Origin of the sequence: Thalassotalea sp. G20_0, from assembly GCF_017744175.1 — a bacterium.
GTDB lineage: Bacteria > Pseudomonadota > Gammaproteobacteria > Pseudomonadales > Endozoicomonadaceae > Endozoicomonas.
Map to the genome: position 1 here is coordinate 21,600 of NZ_JAGHQV010000049.1, position 16,790 is coordinate 38,389.

At 50.3% G+C, this 16,790-nt stretch carries 13 protein-coding genes; 10 read left to right on the forward strand and 3 right to left on the reverse strand.

Translation table 11 applies throughout. The features are described 5' to 3' along the window. The first annotated feature begins 318 nt into the window (after positions 1–318). From fnr to J7438_RS21035, 3 genes are all read left to right on the forward strand, one after another. Positions 319–1,077, forward strand: a complete 759-nt coding sequence (gene fnr / locus J7438_RS21025) for a fumarate/nitrate reduction transcriptional regulator Fnr (protein ID WP_209201141.1) — start codon at positions 319–321, stop codon at positions 1,075–1,077. A 79-nt stretch (positions 1,078–1,156) separates the two neighbouring features. Further along, complete coding sequence (locus tag J7438_RS21030; protein ID WP_209201140.1) at positions 1,157–1,714, forward strand: adenine phosphoribosyltransferase; 558 nt, start codon at positions 1,157–1,159, stop codon at positions 1,712–1,714. A 135-nt stretch (positions 1,715–1,849) separates the two neighbouring features. Beyond that, positions 1,850–2,389, forward strand: a complete 540-nt coding sequence (locus tag J7438_RS21035; RefSeq protein WP_209278099.1) for a hypothetical protein — start codon at positions 1,850–1,852, stop codon at positions 2,387–2,389. A gap of 44 nt (positions 2,390–2,433) precedes the next feature. Here the strand turns inward: J7438_RS21035 and J7438_RS21040 are convergent, their stop codons facing one another. From J7438_RS21040 to ttcA, 3 genes are all read right to left on the reverse strand, one after another. Further along, positions 2,434–2,763, reverse strand: coding sequence for a TraR/DksA family transcriptional regulator (locus tag J7438_RS21040; protein WP_101748834.1), 330 nt, complete (start codon positions 2,761–2,763; stop codon positions 2,434–2,436). Between the two features lie 305 nt (positions 2,764–3,068). Next, complete coding sequence (locus J7438_RS21045) at positions 3,069–4,835, reverse strand: ankyrin repeat domain-containing protein (RefSeq protein ID WP_209278100.1); 1,767 nt, start codon at positions 4,833–4,835, stop codon at positions 3,069–3,071. Positions 4,836–5,045: 210 nt separating this feature from the next. Beyond that, positions 5,046–5,957 carry a tRNA 2-thiocytidine(32) synthetase TtcA gene (gene ttcA, locus J7438_RS21050; protein WP_209201137.1) on the reverse strand — a complete coding sequence of 304 codons (912 nt, stop codon included), beginning with the start codon at positions 5,955–5,957 and terminating at the stop codon, positions 5,046–5,048. 310 nt (positions 5,958–6,267) lie between these two features. Here ttcA and J7438_RS21055 point away from each other — a divergent pair, with 310 nt between their 5' ends. From J7438_RS21055 to J7438_RS21085, 7 genes are all read left to right on the forward strand, one after another. Next, entirely contained in the window at positions 6,268–7,470 is a 1,203-nt protein-coding gene (locus J7438_RS21055; RefSeq protein ID WP_209278101.1) for a 3-oxoadipyl-CoA thiolase, read from the forward strand. A 36-nt stretch (positions 7,471–7,506) separates the two neighbouring features. Further along, positions 7,507–9,606, forward strand: a complete 2,100-nt coding sequence (locus tag J7438_RS21060) for a 3-hydroxyacyl-CoA dehydrogenase NAD-binding domain-containing protein (RefSeq protein WP_209278102.1) — start codon at positions 7,507–7,509, stop codon at positions 9,604–9,606. Positions 9,607–9,800: 194 nt separating this feature from the next. Then, the gene (locus J7438_RS21065; RefSeq protein ID WP_209278103.1) at positions 9,801–10,670 is read left to right on the forward strand and encodes a DMT family transporter; all 870 of its coding nucleotides are present in this window, start codon (positions 9,801–9,803) and stop codon (positions 10,668–10,670) included. A 156-nt stretch (positions 10,671–10,826) separates the two neighbouring features. Next, on the forward strand, positions 10,827–11,621 hold the full coding sequence (locus J7438_RS21070) for an IclR family transcriptional regulator (protein ID WP_209201133.1): 795 nt from the start codon (positions 10,827–10,829) through the stop codon (positions 11,619–11,621). 410 nt (positions 11,622–12,031) lie between these two features. Continuing rightward, the gene (locus J7438_RS21075) at positions 12,032–13,834 is read left to right on the forward strand and encodes a DUF1302 domain-containing protein (RefSeq protein WP_209278104.1); all 1,803 of its coding nucleotides are present in this window, start codon (positions 12,032–12,034) and stop codon (positions 13,832–13,834) included. 82 nt (positions 13,835–13,916) lie between these two features. Continuing rightward, positions 13,917–15,278, forward strand: a complete 1,362-nt coding sequence (locus J7438_RS21080; RefSeq protein WP_209278105.1) for a DUF1329 domain-containing protein — start codon at positions 13,917–13,919, stop codon at positions 15,276–15,278. Between the two features lie 538 nt (positions 15,279–15,816). Beyond that, positions 15,817–16,242 (forward strand): hypothetical protein, encoded by a 426-nt coding sequence (locus J7438_RS21085; protein ID WP_209278106.1) that lies wholly within the window; start codon positions 15,817–15,819, stop codon positions 16,240–16,242. Positions 16,243–16,790: the final 548 nt, after the last annotated feature.

Consider the following 16,790-nt stretch of genomic DNA (forward strand, 5'->3'; position numbering starts at 1 on the left):
AAAATTTAATCCTGTGACATAAGACAATGTCAGATTGATTTTCCTGGGATAAAGACACACAACCACCAGGAGCCATGACCATACTATTGTCAGGGTCATCTCTGAGCTGGATAGACGACACGGCAGATGAAAGCCCACCGGAACAACCGCAGTTTATGACGCATTGCTGAAGCAGCACCAAACCCCTACTTTAGGTCTGCCCGGTTGCGTACATACCTGATTTACACTCCGGTAGTACTTTTCATACACTTGGTTTTCCGTAAACCTGGTTTCCATAAACAGTGTCGAATTTCGCCAATACGACTTTGAGGCCTCTCAATGACGTCAAAGCCCAACGTCCGACAGCCGAGCCATGTGGCCTGCAGAGACTGCAGCCTCAGCTCACTGTGCCTGCCACTGGCACTGAGCATTAAGGATATCGATCAGCTGGATCACATTATCAAGCGTGGGCGTCCTTTGAAAAAAGGCGAACACCTGTTTCTGGAAGGTGACCCCTTTACCAGTGTCTTTGCTGTTCGCTCAGGGGCTCTCAAAACCTACACAGCGACCAATGAAGGTGAGGAACAAATCACCGGATTTTACCTGCCCAGCGAAATTCTTGGCCTGAGCGGTATGGATACGGACACCTATCCGGTGTCGGCCCAGGCGATGGAAACCACCATGATCTGCGAGATTCCTTTTGAGCAACTGGAAACCCTTTCCGATCAATTCCCGGAACTTCGCCGACATCTGATGCGCCTGATGAGCAAACGTATCCGTGAAGACCAGCAAATGATGATGCTGCTGTCCAAGAAAAACGCCGATGAACGCATTGCCACATTCCTGATTAACCTGGCCAGCCGTTTTCGTCGCCGGGGCTTTTCTTCCCAGTCGTTCCGACTGTCCATGTCGAGAAATGAGATGGGGAACTACCTGGGCCTGGCGGTAGAAACGGTTAGTCGTGTATTTACCCGATTCCAGAAAAACGGCCTGATCTCCGCCGTGGGCAAGGAAATCGAAATTCGCAACTCGGTTGAACTCTGTGCCCTGGCCGGGGGAAAAACCCTGGAACCCAACCCGATTGCTACCGATCCCTGACTTTATCCTCTAAAGAAGCTACCCTATGAGGGGGCTTCTTCCTTTTTATCCATTGACTGATAGCGGCATGCACTCTCCCATGCATACAAACGAATGTTCATCCGTTCAGGAATATCTGCGAACACAAATCAGAACCATCGCGGACTGGCCCCATGAAGGCATCCTGTTTCGGGATATCACCACACTGTTTGAAAACCCGGAAGCCTGGCGTAAGGCCGTGGATGTCATGGTTCAGCGTTATGAGAACCAGACTTTTGATCGCATTGGCGCTCTTGATGCCCGCGGTTTCCTGCTTGGCTCGACACTGTCCTATATCATGAACAAGCCGCTGGTACTGTTTCGCAAGAAAGGCAAACTGCCCGGCAAAACCCTCAATGTCGAGTATGACCTTGAATATGGCAAGGCCGTACTGGAAATGCATGAAGACACCATTAAGGCCGGTGAAAAAATTCTGCTGATGGATGACCTTATCGCCACCGGAGGCACACTGCTGGCTGCCGATCAGCTGATCCGACAAGCAGGTGCCAACACACTGGAAGCTGCAGCTATCATCAATCTGCCAGACCTCAAGGGTGCTGACAGACTCAATGCGGCGGGCATTCCAACCTATGCCCTGTGCAATTTTGCCGGTGAGTAAAACCACCCTCAGTTCAGAATTTCAGGGATGATACGATATGTCTCTTAGATCCAAAGTTAATGTCTGGATCTGAGAGCCCCGCCCGCAGTTACAGGACGCACGAACCGGGTCCGACCCGGAAAAAGGACTTTGCAAATGGGAATATGCGCCAAGGAACTAAGGCACTATGTTGTTCGCCCCGCACTCAAGCATCTGGGCATGTGGAGCCCAACTGCTGAGAACCTGCTGCTTGGTACCGCAGCCAGAGAGTCCGGGCTTGGTTTTCATCTGAAACAGGCCAATCACCAGGCACTCGGTATTTATCAGATTTCTCCTCGCATGCACCGCAATATCTGGGACCTGTTCCTGGCCCCAAACGCTGACTTATCCAGCAAAGTTCGGGGACTGGCCAGCCAGCGGGAGTTTCTTTCCCATCCCCATCATGAACTGGCGACCAACCTGGTTTACGCCACCGCCATTGCCTGGCTTATCTATCACCGCTGCGGTATTCAGATCGAAGATATTGATAAAGACGATATCACGGCCATGGCCAGGTTATGGCAAAAGCACTTCCACAGCAGAAACCCCGGAACAATCCAGAGCTTCTGCGAAAGCTATCAAAAGATGATTATTGAATCAGGCTGCTCCACAGAGGAGTCAACGTACTTTAACCAGGCTGCTGCCAAACCGGCATGACAGGATTCAGTCTGGCTGCTCCCTTAACGCTTGATGATGCTCCCCTATAACCCCTTAGCCTCAGCACATTGAACACAAAGGTCAGCATAAGGCATGACCTCAAGGCGCTGAACCGGAATTTCCTTACCGCAGGACAGGCAGAAACCGTAATCGCCCTCATTTATACGATCAAGGGCGCGGTTAATTTTACCCAGTTCAATCACCGCCTCGTTACCCAGTGCATCAATAACCTCATCATTCTCCCGTTCCTGCGCCTGCTCAGACCAGTCTGCACTGTTTTTTCGGGAAGCATCCTTTTTAATTTTACCCAGACGCGTATTCAGCTCATCCCTGCGAGCCATCAACCATTTCTGCCACTTATCATGATCTGTCATTTTGCTACCCCTGCACACAAATACTGTAGAATCCTGCTGTTTATTCTATAAAGAATGGTTGTATCAAAAGGTCACTCTTTACCATAAAACAACGCCGACGAACCTTATCCCCACTCACAAAAACGGATAAGGTATTAATTAAAAACCTGCGGCGTACTGATTCTTTCCAAAATCATGAATTCAAATAGTAGATCATTGATACCGTAAACGTAATATTCAGTTTCAATCCGGAAAAACATTTTCCCACCTGGTACATCAATTCAATGAGTTTGATGTGAACAGGCTGAGTGGTGGATAACCAGGCATTACAACACATAAGGCAGTCGTTTCAGCCACGCTATGCAGGATGTGTGATTGAGCTGTCTGGCAAGTACCAGGGGAGTCCTGCCACGTGCGTTTCTCACCCGATGATCTGCCCCGGCATTCAACAGCATCCTGACAACTTTCAGGTTGCCATTGAATGCCGCCATATGCAGAACGGTATTGCCGTTGTGATCGGGAATATTCAGGTCCGCTTTCGCCCGGATCAGCAGGCTGAGGGAAGCATCAAAGGAGAAATGAATAAAGGACATATCAACGGCATAGTGCATGGCCGTGCAACCGGAATTGTCTTTAATATCAAGCTGAGCACCCGCCTGGATCAGGGCTTTCAGGCTATTGCAACGGTGTTTAAGCACAGCCAGATGCAGTGCGGTCTTACCCTCAGCGTTGGTCATGTCAGGATCGGCACCGGAGCGAATAAACAGACGCAGGCACACATACCTGCCGTTGATGACGGCGTCGTGTAACACCGTGTTGCCAGCCGAGTCCCTTGCCGAAAAATCCACGTTAGCCTCAACGATGGCCCTGACGCACTCAAGATGGTTGCGTCTGGTGGCTATGTGCAGCGCTGTCACAACGCTATCGCCGTTGGTAAAGGCCTGGATATTGGCACCCCTGCGGATCAGGGTTTGCACGCTTTCAAGGTGCCCATGATAAGCAGCAAGGTGCAGGGCATTCCAGCCACAATTGACAAACGCCTCAGCACTGGCTCTGTTATCAATCAGGATTTCCAGACACTCGCTGTGGTTTCGCAGGGCCGCGTAATGTATCGCCGTTCTGCCAACGGGGGTCACTGCGTCAAGGTCCGCACCTTTATCGGCCAGTAATTGCAGGCATTGGCCATGACCACCGGTGGCTGCATGGTGAACTGCCACCCGGCCATGGCGGCTGGCTATGGCCATGTTACACCCATTGCTGATGAGAATATCCATAACCGCCCTGTGGCCGGCCTTGGTCGCCAGAATCAGAGGGGTTCTGCCACGGCTGTCCACGGTATCAATAATGCCCGGATTCCGGGCCAGTATCCTGACACACTCACAACGACCTTCCAGGGCAGCAATATGCAGTGGCGTTCGGTCATCGCTGTCCCTGATGGCAGGGTTTGCCCCTCCCAGAACCAATGCTTCGGCAAACTTACCGTCTTCCAGCCTGGCGGCCAGGTGAAGGGCTGCATTACCATCCCGGTTAGCCATGTTGAGACCCGCACCGGACTGAATCAGAAAATTAACCACATCAAGGTGGCCATTGACCAGGGCAAGGTGCAGTGCGGTCATGCCGTCATGGATGGCCACGACATCCAGCGCCGCCCCCGCTGCCACCAAAGCCCTGACGCAACCAATTTGCCCACTGCTGGCGGCCATATACAGCAGACGGACATGATGGCCTGTGTCACCGGTACGAAACAGGGCAAAGACAACACTCGGGTCCAGGCTCAGCAACTGCTGAAGCTGTGCCAGGTTTCCGGAGCGACAGCAACTCAGGGGCATTGACTCGCTGTACGCTGAGCGCTCATAGAGCTTCGCCCCACCCTCTCGCATCAGTGGCACTGCACAATCAAGACAGACCGGGCAAGTTCGTCTGGACAACTGTCTGCTGTCAAGCCAGGGGGTCAGACATTGCTCGTGATAGCGATGGCGGCAAGGGGTAATCATTACCCTGTTGTGTCCAAACAATCCAACCAGACAAATCGGACAGACATCGTTTAATGGTTGCCTTGTCGGGTTGGAAACTGGAGAAATTGAATTTTCCATCAGTATTCAGGCCACCGTGTGCCCGGTTGATTTCATGAACAACCGGTGATTTCATGAACAAACACTATTGACAGAAAAATTGTGGACTGGTTCCTGAACGGCAGCGGAGAAGCTGTCCTGACTGCTATTGGCGCACCTTCGCAATCTGATCTGAATTGAACGCTCGCATAGTCAGGCTGCACAGCCTCCCGGACAATGGCTGACGGGGGATTAAATACTAATAATTTTTACCATGTCATTATCGGTATCCATTGGATCAGGAATATTCCCTGAAAAGATCGTTTGATTGTCCTCATGCTCATAGGACTTGCGCTCGCCAGAACGATCCATTTTAAGATCCTTAAAATTGAACAGCTCAGTATCAGCCATCTGGGATGGCGCTATATTCTGCATAGCCGTAAAAATTGACTCGATCCTGCTCGGGTTCTTTTTTTCCCACTCAGCCAGCATGGCTTTGATATTCTGACGCTGCAGGTTCTTTTGTGAGCCACACAGGTTGCATGGAATAATCGGGAATGCCATTTGTTCAGCGAATCGTTTGATATCCTTCTCACGGCAATAAGCCAAAGGGCGAATCACCACGTTCCGCCCATCGTCTGATAGTAACTTGGGTGGCATGGCGGCCATCCGGGAGCCATAAAACATATTAAGAAACATGGTCTCTACAATGTCATCCTTATGGTGGCCAAGGGCAATTTTGGTTGCGCCGATATCTTCGGCAAAGGCGTACAAAGTGCCACGGCGCAAGCGCGAGCATAAACCACAGGTTGTTTTACCCTCCGGTATCTTCGACTTAACCACCGAATAGGTGTCCCTGTTGATAATATGATAAGGAACATTCAGGCCATCAAGGTATTCCGGCAGAATATGCTCAGGAAAGCCCGGTTGTTTCTGATCCAGATTCACCGCCACTAAATCAAAGGTTATCGGTGCACTTTTCTGGAGACTCTGCAAAATATGAAGCATCGTGTAGCTATCAGCGCCACCGGATAAACAGACCATCACTTTGTCGCCATCCTCGATCATATTGAACTCTTCAATAGCCTGACCTGCGTGGCGGCGCAACCTTTTTTGCAGCTTGTTAAATTCTGTCTTTGCAGTTCCGGAAAGAGAAGTCGTCATATTATCCTGAGGGAGTCTAAAGAAAAATTTGATTATAACTATATGTCAATCTTTCACCAATCAGACCGATTGCTATCCCGTTACGGACTTTCACTACAGGGGATTCTGAAACAAGCTCAAATGGCATAAGTTATGGGATATCCCCACCCTGGAAAGGTATCCACCGAGCAATTCAAGACCCACAACTTAAAACGGCTCAACGTCAGCAGTCACTGAAAATTGATAAAACCCGGTATTGATTAACAAAATCAAAATCAATATATTTAAAATCAAATTCCGCATAGCAGAACAATAAGAAGGAAATGATAACATGTCCGATGCCTATATCTACGACGGTGGTCGTAGTCCTTTCGGCCGACACGGCGGGGCGCTCTCCTCTATCCGTCCGGATGACCTGTTGGGTGACATTATCAAGGCTCTCATTCAGCGCAATGCTTTCGACCTGAATCAATACGAAGACGTTATCGCAGGCAGCACCAACCAGGCCGGTGAAGACAGCCGGAATGTTGCCCGCTTTGCCGGTTTGCTGGCTGGCCTTCCCATGGCAACCGGTGGCATTACGGTTAACCGATTGTGTGGTTCAAGCCTGGCCTCAACACTGGATGCCGCCAGGGCTGTTCGCTGCAATGAGGGTGAGTTATTCATTGCCTGCGGCGTTGAATCCATGAGCCGGGCCCCGATGGTGCTCTCCAAGGCAGCATCAGCGTTTGACCGTGGTCAGGTATTGGCTGATACCACCATGGGAGCCCGATTCACCAATCCGAAAATTGTCGATCAGTTTGGCGGCCACAGCATGCCGGAAACCGCTGACAACATTGCCTCCGACCTTGGCATCAGCCGTGAAGAGAGTGATATTTTTGCAGCTGCGTCACAGGCTAAATATGAAGCCGCCCGCTCAGCCGGTTATTTTGTCGATGAAATCATTCCGGTAGAAGCACCGCAAGGACGCAAGAAGCCGCCAGTTGTCGTTAGTATTGATGAACATCCACGCCCTGGTACAGAGATACAGGCACTGCAAAATTTGCGCCCCCTGTTTCAGGGTGGTGTGGTTAGTGCAGGTAATGCTTCCGGTATAAACGACGGTGCATCAGCACTGATCATTGGCAGCCAACAGGCCGGGGAGAAGGCCGGTATCAGGCCCCGCGCACGGATTCTTGCCGGTGCGATTGCCGGTGTTGAGCCACGGGTCATGGGGCTTGGTCCGGTGCCAGCGTCACGCAAAGCCCTGGCAAGAGCAGGGCTGACCTTAGCCGATATGGATGTGCTGGAATTTAACGAAGCCTTCGCAACCCAGGCACTGGGCTGCCTGAAGCTTCTGGAGATTGATTTCAACGATTCCCGTGTCAACCCCAATGGTGGTGCCATCGCCATTGGCCACCCGCTGGGTGCCAGTGGCGCAAGAATCGTGCTCAGTGCGCTGCGTCAATTGGAACGCACGGGCGGGCGGTACGCTTTGGCGACCATGTGTATCGGTATCGGCCAGGGCATTGCGGTAGTCATCGAGAGAGTTTGATGCACTTACGTTTTTTATCACAATAAGAATGAAATTATGACTGTCACCTATGATTTGCAGAACAAAATTGGTGTTATCACCATCAATAACCCACCGGTCAACGCCCTTTCCCAGCCTGTACGTGAAGGCCTGAAAGGCACCATTGAGAAGGCTCAGCACGATGACTCAGAACTGTTAATTATCATCTGCACAGGGCGCACCTTTATGGCCGGTGCCGATATTTCCGAGTTTGGCAAAATGCCCATGGAGCCATCGCTGCCGGATGTGGTCAATTTGATTGAGGCATCGGCCAAACCGGTGATTGCCGCCATCCATGGCACAGCGCTTGGTGGCGGATTTGAAGTCGCCCTGGCCTGTCATTACCGCATTGCAGTTCCTTCTGCCAAAGTAGGTCTACCGGAAGTCAAACTGGGTTTGCTGCCTGGCGCAGGGGGCACACAGCGGGCTCCCCGTCTGGCCGGGGTAAAAAACGCACTGGATCTGATAACGTCAGGTCAGCCCATGAAAGCGGCCAGGGCGCAAAGTATCGGGCTGCTCGATGCATTGGTTGAGGGCGACCTGCTGACCGGTGCCATCGAGTTTGCCAACACCCTGCTGGCTGACAAACCGGAAGTCCGGCGGGTGGGCGAAATAACCATTGCCCCTGCCCAAATAGAGCCGGGCCTGTTTGATGCCTACCGGGCCAGGCTGGCCAAACGTGCCCGGGGGCAGATTGCGCCACAAAAAATCGTCGCCTGTGTTGAAGCTGCCGTTAACCAGCCCATCAACAAGGGGCTGGAGCTTGAACGGAAACTGTTCGTTGAGTGTCTTCTGTCGTCTGAGTCACAGGGATTACGACACCTGTTTTTTGCCGAGCGCAAGGCTGCAAAAATTAATGGCCTGTCGAAAGAAACCCGGGCTAAAGCGATTCAATCGGTGGGCATTATCGGTGGTGGCACCATGGGTGGCGGGATCGCCATGAACTTTGCCAATGCAGGTATACCCGTCACTCTTCTGGAGATTGATGAACAAGCCCTGCAACGTGGTAAGGATATTATTGCCAGCAACTACGGTATAACCGTTAATAAAGGCAAGCTCTCCGGGGCCGAAGCAGAAAAAAGGCTCGGGATGATCCGTGGCACAACCTCTTATGACGACCTGGCGGAAGTGGACCTGGTGATCGAGGCGGTATTTGAAGATCTTGCCATCAAACAAACCGTTTTCAAACAGCTTGATGCCGTGTGCAAGCCCGGCGCTATTCTTGCCTCCAACACCTCCTATCAGGATATCGATGCCATAGCCGCCGTTACCCGTCGTCCACAAGACGTGATTGGACTGCACTTCTTCAGCCCGGCAAATGTAATGAAATTGCTGGAGGTGGTGCGGGGCGACAAGACCTCCGACGAGGTTCTGGCAACCGCCATGGACATTGCCAAACAGATTAACAAGGTGCCGGTACTTTCCCGTGTCTGTTACGGCTTTATTGGCAACCGGATGCTGCGCCCCTATGCCAGAGAAGCGCAATTATGCCTGATCGAAGGGGCAACCCCGGAACAGATCGACCGGGTTATGGAGAACTGGGGCATGGCCATGGGGCCACTGGCTGTTGGTGATCTGGCCGGTATCGACATCGGTTATAAGGCCCGCCAGGGATTGTCCGACGAGGAAAAAGGCGATCCCAAATCCTACTGCATTGCTGACCGACTGGTGGCAATGGGCAGGCTGGGGCAAAAAACCGGGGCCGGTTACTATCAGTATGATCCCGCTTCACGGGCCCGGAGTTCTGATGAAACCATCATTCGGGTAATCGAAGAAGAAGCCACAAAACAGGGTGTCGTTCGAAGAGAGATCAGCGACGACGAAATTCTTGACCGACTGACCCTGGCGCTGATCAATGAAGGCTTTAACATTCTGGAAGAAGGTATTGCCCAGCGCTCCAGCGATATCGACGTGGTTTATATCTTTGGCTACGGCTTTCCAGCCTATCGCGGCGGCCCGATGGCGTTTGCCGAGAACCGGGGCCTGAAAAAAGTCTACGCCAGAATTTGCCAGTTTGGCGAACAGTTCGGCCAGCAGAACTGGACACCATCTACACTGCTGAAAGAATTGGCAACGGACAATAAAAGCCTGGCTCAATGGGAAAAAGAGCAGGCCTGACTTTGCAGTTATAATCTTCATAGATGCCTGGGTTATTCCCAGGCTGTTATGGTATTTTCAGAAAACTTAATATTATACGACATCAATTTTTTGTTTTAAGACAAACATTTTATGTCGTGTAAAAACGACCAGCCAAAAGATTACCAGTCAACCCATGGAAAAATTGGCAGGCACAAGGCAGTTAACCATCCAATATGAATGACCAATATGCCACTCTGAAAGGGATAATCTTTGCCCTGCTCTCAGCACTGGCATCCACTACCGCAGGTGTTGCCACCAAGGTGGTAGCCGATGCAGTTCCCATCTCTATAGTTGTTTTGTTTCAGTACGGCATCTGCCTGCTTATTCTTATCCCTTTGCTGTTGAAACACCCTCTTCGCAACTGGTATACAAAACACCCGGTTATCCATGCTGTCCGGGGAATTTCCGGCTGGCTGTGTTTTTTTACCTACTACCTGGCGATTCAACATATCCCCCTGGTGGACGCCTCTCTGCTGCGTAACACAGCACCGTTATTTGTGCCATTATTTGTCTGGGCGTGGATAAAAATAACCATTCCGGGGGGGCAGTGGCTGCCTATTATTGTTGGCTTCCTGGGTATTCTGCTGATCTTGCGACCGGACGCAGAAGGCATTGAATACTGGCATATCGTCGGGTTGCTGTCTGGCGTGTTTCTGGCGCTTTCCATGGTGAGCACCCGGGTCCTTTCAGGCACTGAATCGACCCATGTGATTTTGTCTTACTATTTTTTGATATCGTTTCTCTGCAGCATCCCGTTAGCCATCCTTGACTGGCAGCCTATTCCTTACTGGACACTGCCCTATTTACTCTATATTGGTGGTTCTATCTCGTTGACCATGTGGTGTTATACCCGGGCGTTGACGCTTGCCAGTGCCGTAATCGTGGCTCCAATAAACTACTCCGGAGTTGTATTTTCAGGAATTATGGGCTGGCTGATCTGGAGCCATATTCCAGACGGGTTTGCACTGACAGGAATTCTGTTAGTCATCGCCGCCGGGTTGATAACCGCGTTCTGGAACAGCAGGAGTGCGAAGCAACAATAGATGGGTTAACCGGCAACCCCCGGAGATTTACCCGATACTTCTGATTTACCTATGTTATAAATAGTTAATCCTTTAACCAGTATTGATAATGGCCTTTAATCTGCAGGGAATGGTATTGCCCCTTGTAGAGCGTACATAATAGAAGACACACCGCATATGAATGAAATTATTGACCTGCCAAGAGAGAAAGGGGTCGAGAAAGACAGGAAATTCGTTGAAGCGCTGGCACGTGGCCTGGATTTGCTGCGGGCTTTCAGTCAACAGGGCGGCGTTCTCGGCAATCAGGACCTTGCCAGAATTACCGGGCTTCCCAAACCAACCATCTCCCGTTTGACTTACACATTGACCCAGCTGGGCTATCTCACCTACTCGAAGCACCTGGAAAAATATCAACTGGACGTCGGTGTGCTGGCACTGGGTTACGCCTACACCTCCAATCTCAACGTGCGTAAAATTGCCAAGCCTTATATGGAAAAAATGGCCACTCAAGCCAATGTCTCTGTAGGGCTGACCATCCGCGAGCGTCTGTCGATGATTTACGTTGAAAATTGTCGCAACGAAAAAACTCAGGCTCTGCGTATGGATGTTGGCTCAAGATTGCCACTGGCGACATCATCCTCCGGACGCGCCTTTCTGGCTGGTCTGTCAGACGACGAAAGACATCAGATTCTGTCACTGATGGAGCAGCACTCAGGTGATCACTGGCCAGCCTGGCAAGAAAGCATCAGCAAGGCTATTGATGAGTATCAGGAAAAAGGCTTCTGTACATCCCTTGGCGACTGGAGCAAAGATGTTAATGCCGTTGCCGTCCCTCTCAAACTTCTGGACGGCCGGGTTATGGCAATCAACTGCGGTGGCCCGAAATACCTTATCTCCGATGAGATGATCATGCAGTCACTGGGGCCTCAGCTGGTTCATGTGGTGCGGGATATTGAAGCTACCGGTGTCTGAAACTCCTCCGGGCTATCAGGCTTGAGATAAAATAAAAATCGAACTCGCATTTCGCTATGCAGTACTGTATATTGATCACCACTATATCCTCAAGCCAAGATCAGAAAGTACTGAAATCTTTGATACAAGAATTCAATAATAAAAAAAATGGTACCAATGATGACTCTTACTACTTCTCAATACTCTCTACGGATAAACGTCAACACTTTCTACAGGGAAGGAAACGACCGGTATAACCGGGCCCAAACACCCTGACAAGAACCCCTGAACCTTTAACTGAACTGATGCAGTCGTCTCCATGGAAGTGCATTTCAGCAGGTTAAGGGATCGCAAAAAAACCAAAACAACAAAAACCTGAAACCGACTACTGAAAGCAGTAGCGGCAAGAAGGGGCAGGAGACCTTAGCAGCATGCAAAAAAATCACCGTGCTTCCGGGCAGATGGAACGGCCTGTTGGACTGAAAAAATCAACTTATCTGCTCACACTGGCTATTCTGGGCACCGTGCCGGGCGTCAGTCAGGCCGTCAGCTGGACCACCGATAACGATGTCAATATCGCGCTGGATACCCAGTTGAAATACAGCACCATGTGGCGAGTAGAAGACAGGGATGATGACAACCTCAATATCAATACCAATGACGGTAATTATAATTTTGATACCGGGTTGGTTTCGAACATCCTCAGCATTACCTCAGACCTGGAAGTGAGCAAGGATGATTACGGTCTGTTTTTGCGGGCCAACGCCTGGTATGACAGCCAACTGAAAGATAAAGACCCGACCGGAGATGGCAATATTTATTCCAACTCCGGCAGCGAAACCAGGTTTTCTAAAGATCTTAAAGACTCAGCCTCAGGCGCAAGGCTTCTTGATGCCTATGCCTATTGGGATGGTTATGTTGCTGACCAGCCGCTGTCTTTCCGACTGGGCCGTCAGGTGATTAACTGGGGTGAAGCCCTGTTCTTTACCAGCGGTATAAACTCTGCCAACCCTTACGATATTGCCGGGCTGCGCCTTCCGGGGGCAGAACTGCGTAACCATACATTGCCGGTGAATATGGCGTATGTGCAGGCGGGAATTACTGACAATCTCAGTATGGAAGCCTTTTATAAGTTTGAGTGGGAATCCCATGAGTTGATACCCAATGGGGCTTATATGAGTACGGAGGATCTGTTTGGTGATGGGTCTTTGGGGGTTATTGAAGATTTTAGGAATTCACTTCCGGTACCGGCTAATATTTCAATCCCCGGCTTGAATGGCACTGATCGGATTTTACCTATTGCCAGACAGGGGCAGAAAATCGATGCTTCAGATGACGGTCAGTTTGGACTCGCGCTGCGTTATGAATTTTCTGAAGTAGAAGCTTCGTTGTTCTTTATGAACTATCACAGTCGTGCTCCTTATGCGGCTCTCGAAACTGGAGATCAGGCTGGTTGTTCCTCTCAAGCACCGGGAGTTCTTGGCGGAAGTCCCGCAACAGGTCAATATGCAGCGTTGTGTCAAGCTGGTATAGGTGGGTCTAACACAACGCTAATAGCTCTGGCAGACGGACTGCATTACCTCAACGACACCTACTATGATCTTGCATACCCTGAAGATATCCGTCTCTACGGCTTAAGCCTGTCCGGTAATATCGGTGAAACCAGTATTGGCATGGAAGTCACCTATCGCCCTAATATGCCGTTTTCTACCAATCGGGCAGAATTTGCAACCCTGACTAACAGTGCTCTGACAGGTGGAGGGACAACGGGCACTACAGACCTGGGTGCCGTAGGAACCGTTGGCGCAGGCAGCAAGGCCAACCTTTACCGGCGTGACGAGCTATACACCTGGACGGTCAACGCCACCCACAATTTCGGGCCAAACCTTGGTGCCGACGATGTCAACCTTATCTCAGAGGTTTCCGGTAAAATCATTCCCGGCAGCATTACCGATGTGGCCAACTTTTCCAACTTAAGCAAAAACTCTTATGAGTACACGCTGGTTCTGAGCGGCTCATACGACAACGTACTGCCCGGGTTGGATTTATCCCCATCATTGACGCTCAATGATAAGCTCCATGGAGACGATCAGGGAGCCATCAGCTACAGTGCCAAGGTTACAGCAGACTACGGCAGCAATATCTCCGCCGAACTGAGCTATAACGCCTGGAACAGCCAAAGCGCCCAGAGAGACCGGGACAATGTCGCCTTTAGTGTGGCGTACTCCTTTTAATCACCGGAAAAAATAAAGGGCTTCGTTATGGTAATCCTGACGAAGCCATTTTAAAAAATAACAAAAATAATGAGGTGAACGAATGAAAACAAGAACCTTATTTTCAGCGGTAGCAACCGCAGTCGGCCTGGCGCTATCCAGCTCATCGCTGGCGGCGGTCAGTGCTGAGGAAGCCATGCGGCTCAAAAATGAACTCACACCCTTTGGTGCCGAAAGGGCGGGCAATAAAGAGGGCACCATTCCAGCCTGGACCGGTGATCTGGTGGCCGTTGACGGCGGTTACGACCCGAAAAGAGTGACACGGGCCGACCCATTCGCCAATGAAAAACCACTGTTCGAAATTACCGCGAAAAACTATAAGGAATATCAGGACAAGCTCAGCAATGGTGTTATTGCCCTGTTTGAAGCCTATCCGGATACTTTCCGTATTCCGGTGTATAAAACCCACCGAACGTTTACGGCACCGGAACGGATCATCAACAATACGCTGAAAAACGCCACCAGTGCCGAGCTGGCCAACAGTGGCAATGGTTTTACCGGCGCGGTTGCCGGAACACCTTTCCCTATCCCGCAAAATGCCAATGAAATCATCTGGAATCATATTACCCGGTGGCAGGGCATTAGCGCAGAGGGCGTCAATGAGGCAGTCATGGTCCAGCCCTCCGGACAACGCAAGCGTGAGGTGTCAAATTATGACGTTTACTTCAAGTATTACGATCCGGACGTAACCGCAGAGGAGTTGGACAACACCCTTTATTTCTACCTGAGGGAACAGATAACACCTGTCCGTGATGCCGGTGAGCTGACCCTGGTTAAAGAGACCGTTGATCAGGTGGCAGAACCCAGGAAAGCCTGGATTTATCTGCCAGGACAGCGCCGGGTCAAGAAAGCGCCCACCACCGCTTATGATACGCCTTCCGGTTTTATACTCACGGATGAAATCGATCTTTATAATGGCTCTCCCGACCGTTTTGACTGGCAGATCGTTGGCAAGCAGGAAATGTATATTCCCTACAACAACTATGCCCTTGCCAGTAAAGACCTTCCGGATGATGTGTTGCTGACGCCTAACCACCTGAATCCTGACTATACCCGTTGGGAGCTGCATCGTGTCTGGGTTATTGAAGGCAACCTGAAAGAAGGCACCCGGCATTTATACAGCAAGCGCCGTATGTATATTGACGAAGACAGTTGGGCGGGTGCCATTATGGAAGCCTATGATAGCCGCGGGGAGTTATGGAGAGTGAGTACCGCTCACCTGAAAATGGCCTATGAATTACCCGCCATGATGTCACAGCCTACGGTCTATCACGACCTTGCCAGTACCGCCTATTCCGTATCCAATCTGGAAAATGGCAAAACCGGTATGCGCAATATACTGGCAGAGCAAAAGCCACTGTCCTTCTGGCGATCAGCCAATCTGCGTCGACTCGGGAAACGGTAAACTCACCAGCCTGATGCGGGAACCAATGGCACGATACCATTGGTTCCACAAAAAATGATGGTGAAAAAGCGGCAATAAGACGTTTTCTGACGCAGACAAAACACGACCATCCACGCTTGAAACTGGTGCAGCTAAGCGTTGATACCCATACCGTTCGTGCTGAGCTTGTTGAAAATTATGTTGACAGGAAACATAGAGCCTCAGGATGAACGGGGTGTACGGTTATTAACGCTTTTCTGCACTAGTGATTCTGCTAGGAGGCTGACCGAGAATAGACTGCCCTACTGCGGTTGCGATAAATTGGTCTAAAAATTCCTGCTTCTTCGTCAAATAGCCCCGCTATTCTCCTCAGAATCAGAAATTTTTATCCTCAATTTCTCGCAATCCTCGCTACGGGCGCTATTCTCGGTCAGCCTCCTAGATGGCCTATATGCGGACAACCCTGCCATTTCTCTGACCAGAGAATAAGGCTGGCACTTTATCATCGTGGCCAGGGTTGGTAACCATGAGTCGCTTATTGAGGCTATGAATGCCCTTTATGACGAAGGCCTTGTTCATCATCAAAAAATCGTTGATGAGGAACACGACTCATAAATTCCGCTACGCCAATAACGTTCCCCTCAATCTTCAGGATGAAACAGAGCGGGTTAATGTTCTGGATTACATTGAAATCGACAAAAAAGGGAATCAGCATTTCTGGTGCTGGGTAACCGATGATACCGTTGAATCCATGATGCGAGGAGGACGTTGTAGATGGCGCATTGAAAATGAAACGTTTAACGCCCTGAAAAATCAAGGCTATCAACTTGAACACAATTACGGTCATGGCGAAAAACATCTGGCTACGAATTTTACCTACCTTACTTTTCTGGCATTCCTGGTTGATCTGATCCAGGAACTGTCTTGTCCAAAATTCCAACAGGCTTTAAATAAGCCAGGGAAGCCTACACGAAAGCGATTATGAAGGAAAATCATCGGCTTCTTTCCCACGTTAGTGATTGATAGCTGGGACAGTTTGTTTAAAGCCATTGCCCATGGTGCTAAAGCAGAGAAGATAGCTTTTGACACATCATGATTTGGCAAGATAGTCAGAACTTTCAGGGTGGTGATAGTGATTTTTCTTAGCAGTGAAAGTTGCTGCTGGCTCTCTTATGTTTTCAGAAATTATGAATACGTCAGTTTTCAGGTTGTGGCAGTTGACGTGTATTCATCTGGAGTAGCTGCAGCGGTGCGCTATCCAGTAACACATCCCACAGCCAGGCTGCCTGACAAAACAGGTCAGGCTTCTCTGATACCGGTTGCCCGGAACTTTACCGGACTGACAAGGTCGTACTCTATTGTTGTCATCCTCAAACGATTCTCCAATTGGAAACAGGGAGGACCTTCAAACAAACCATGCAGTCACCTTCCTCCTCAGCAACCGCAGATACTGTATCCCGGTTAACATCCACTGAAGCTGGAAGAGATGAGCCGTCAACCAGCCGCAAACGCAAAAGAAAGCGGAGCATGGCA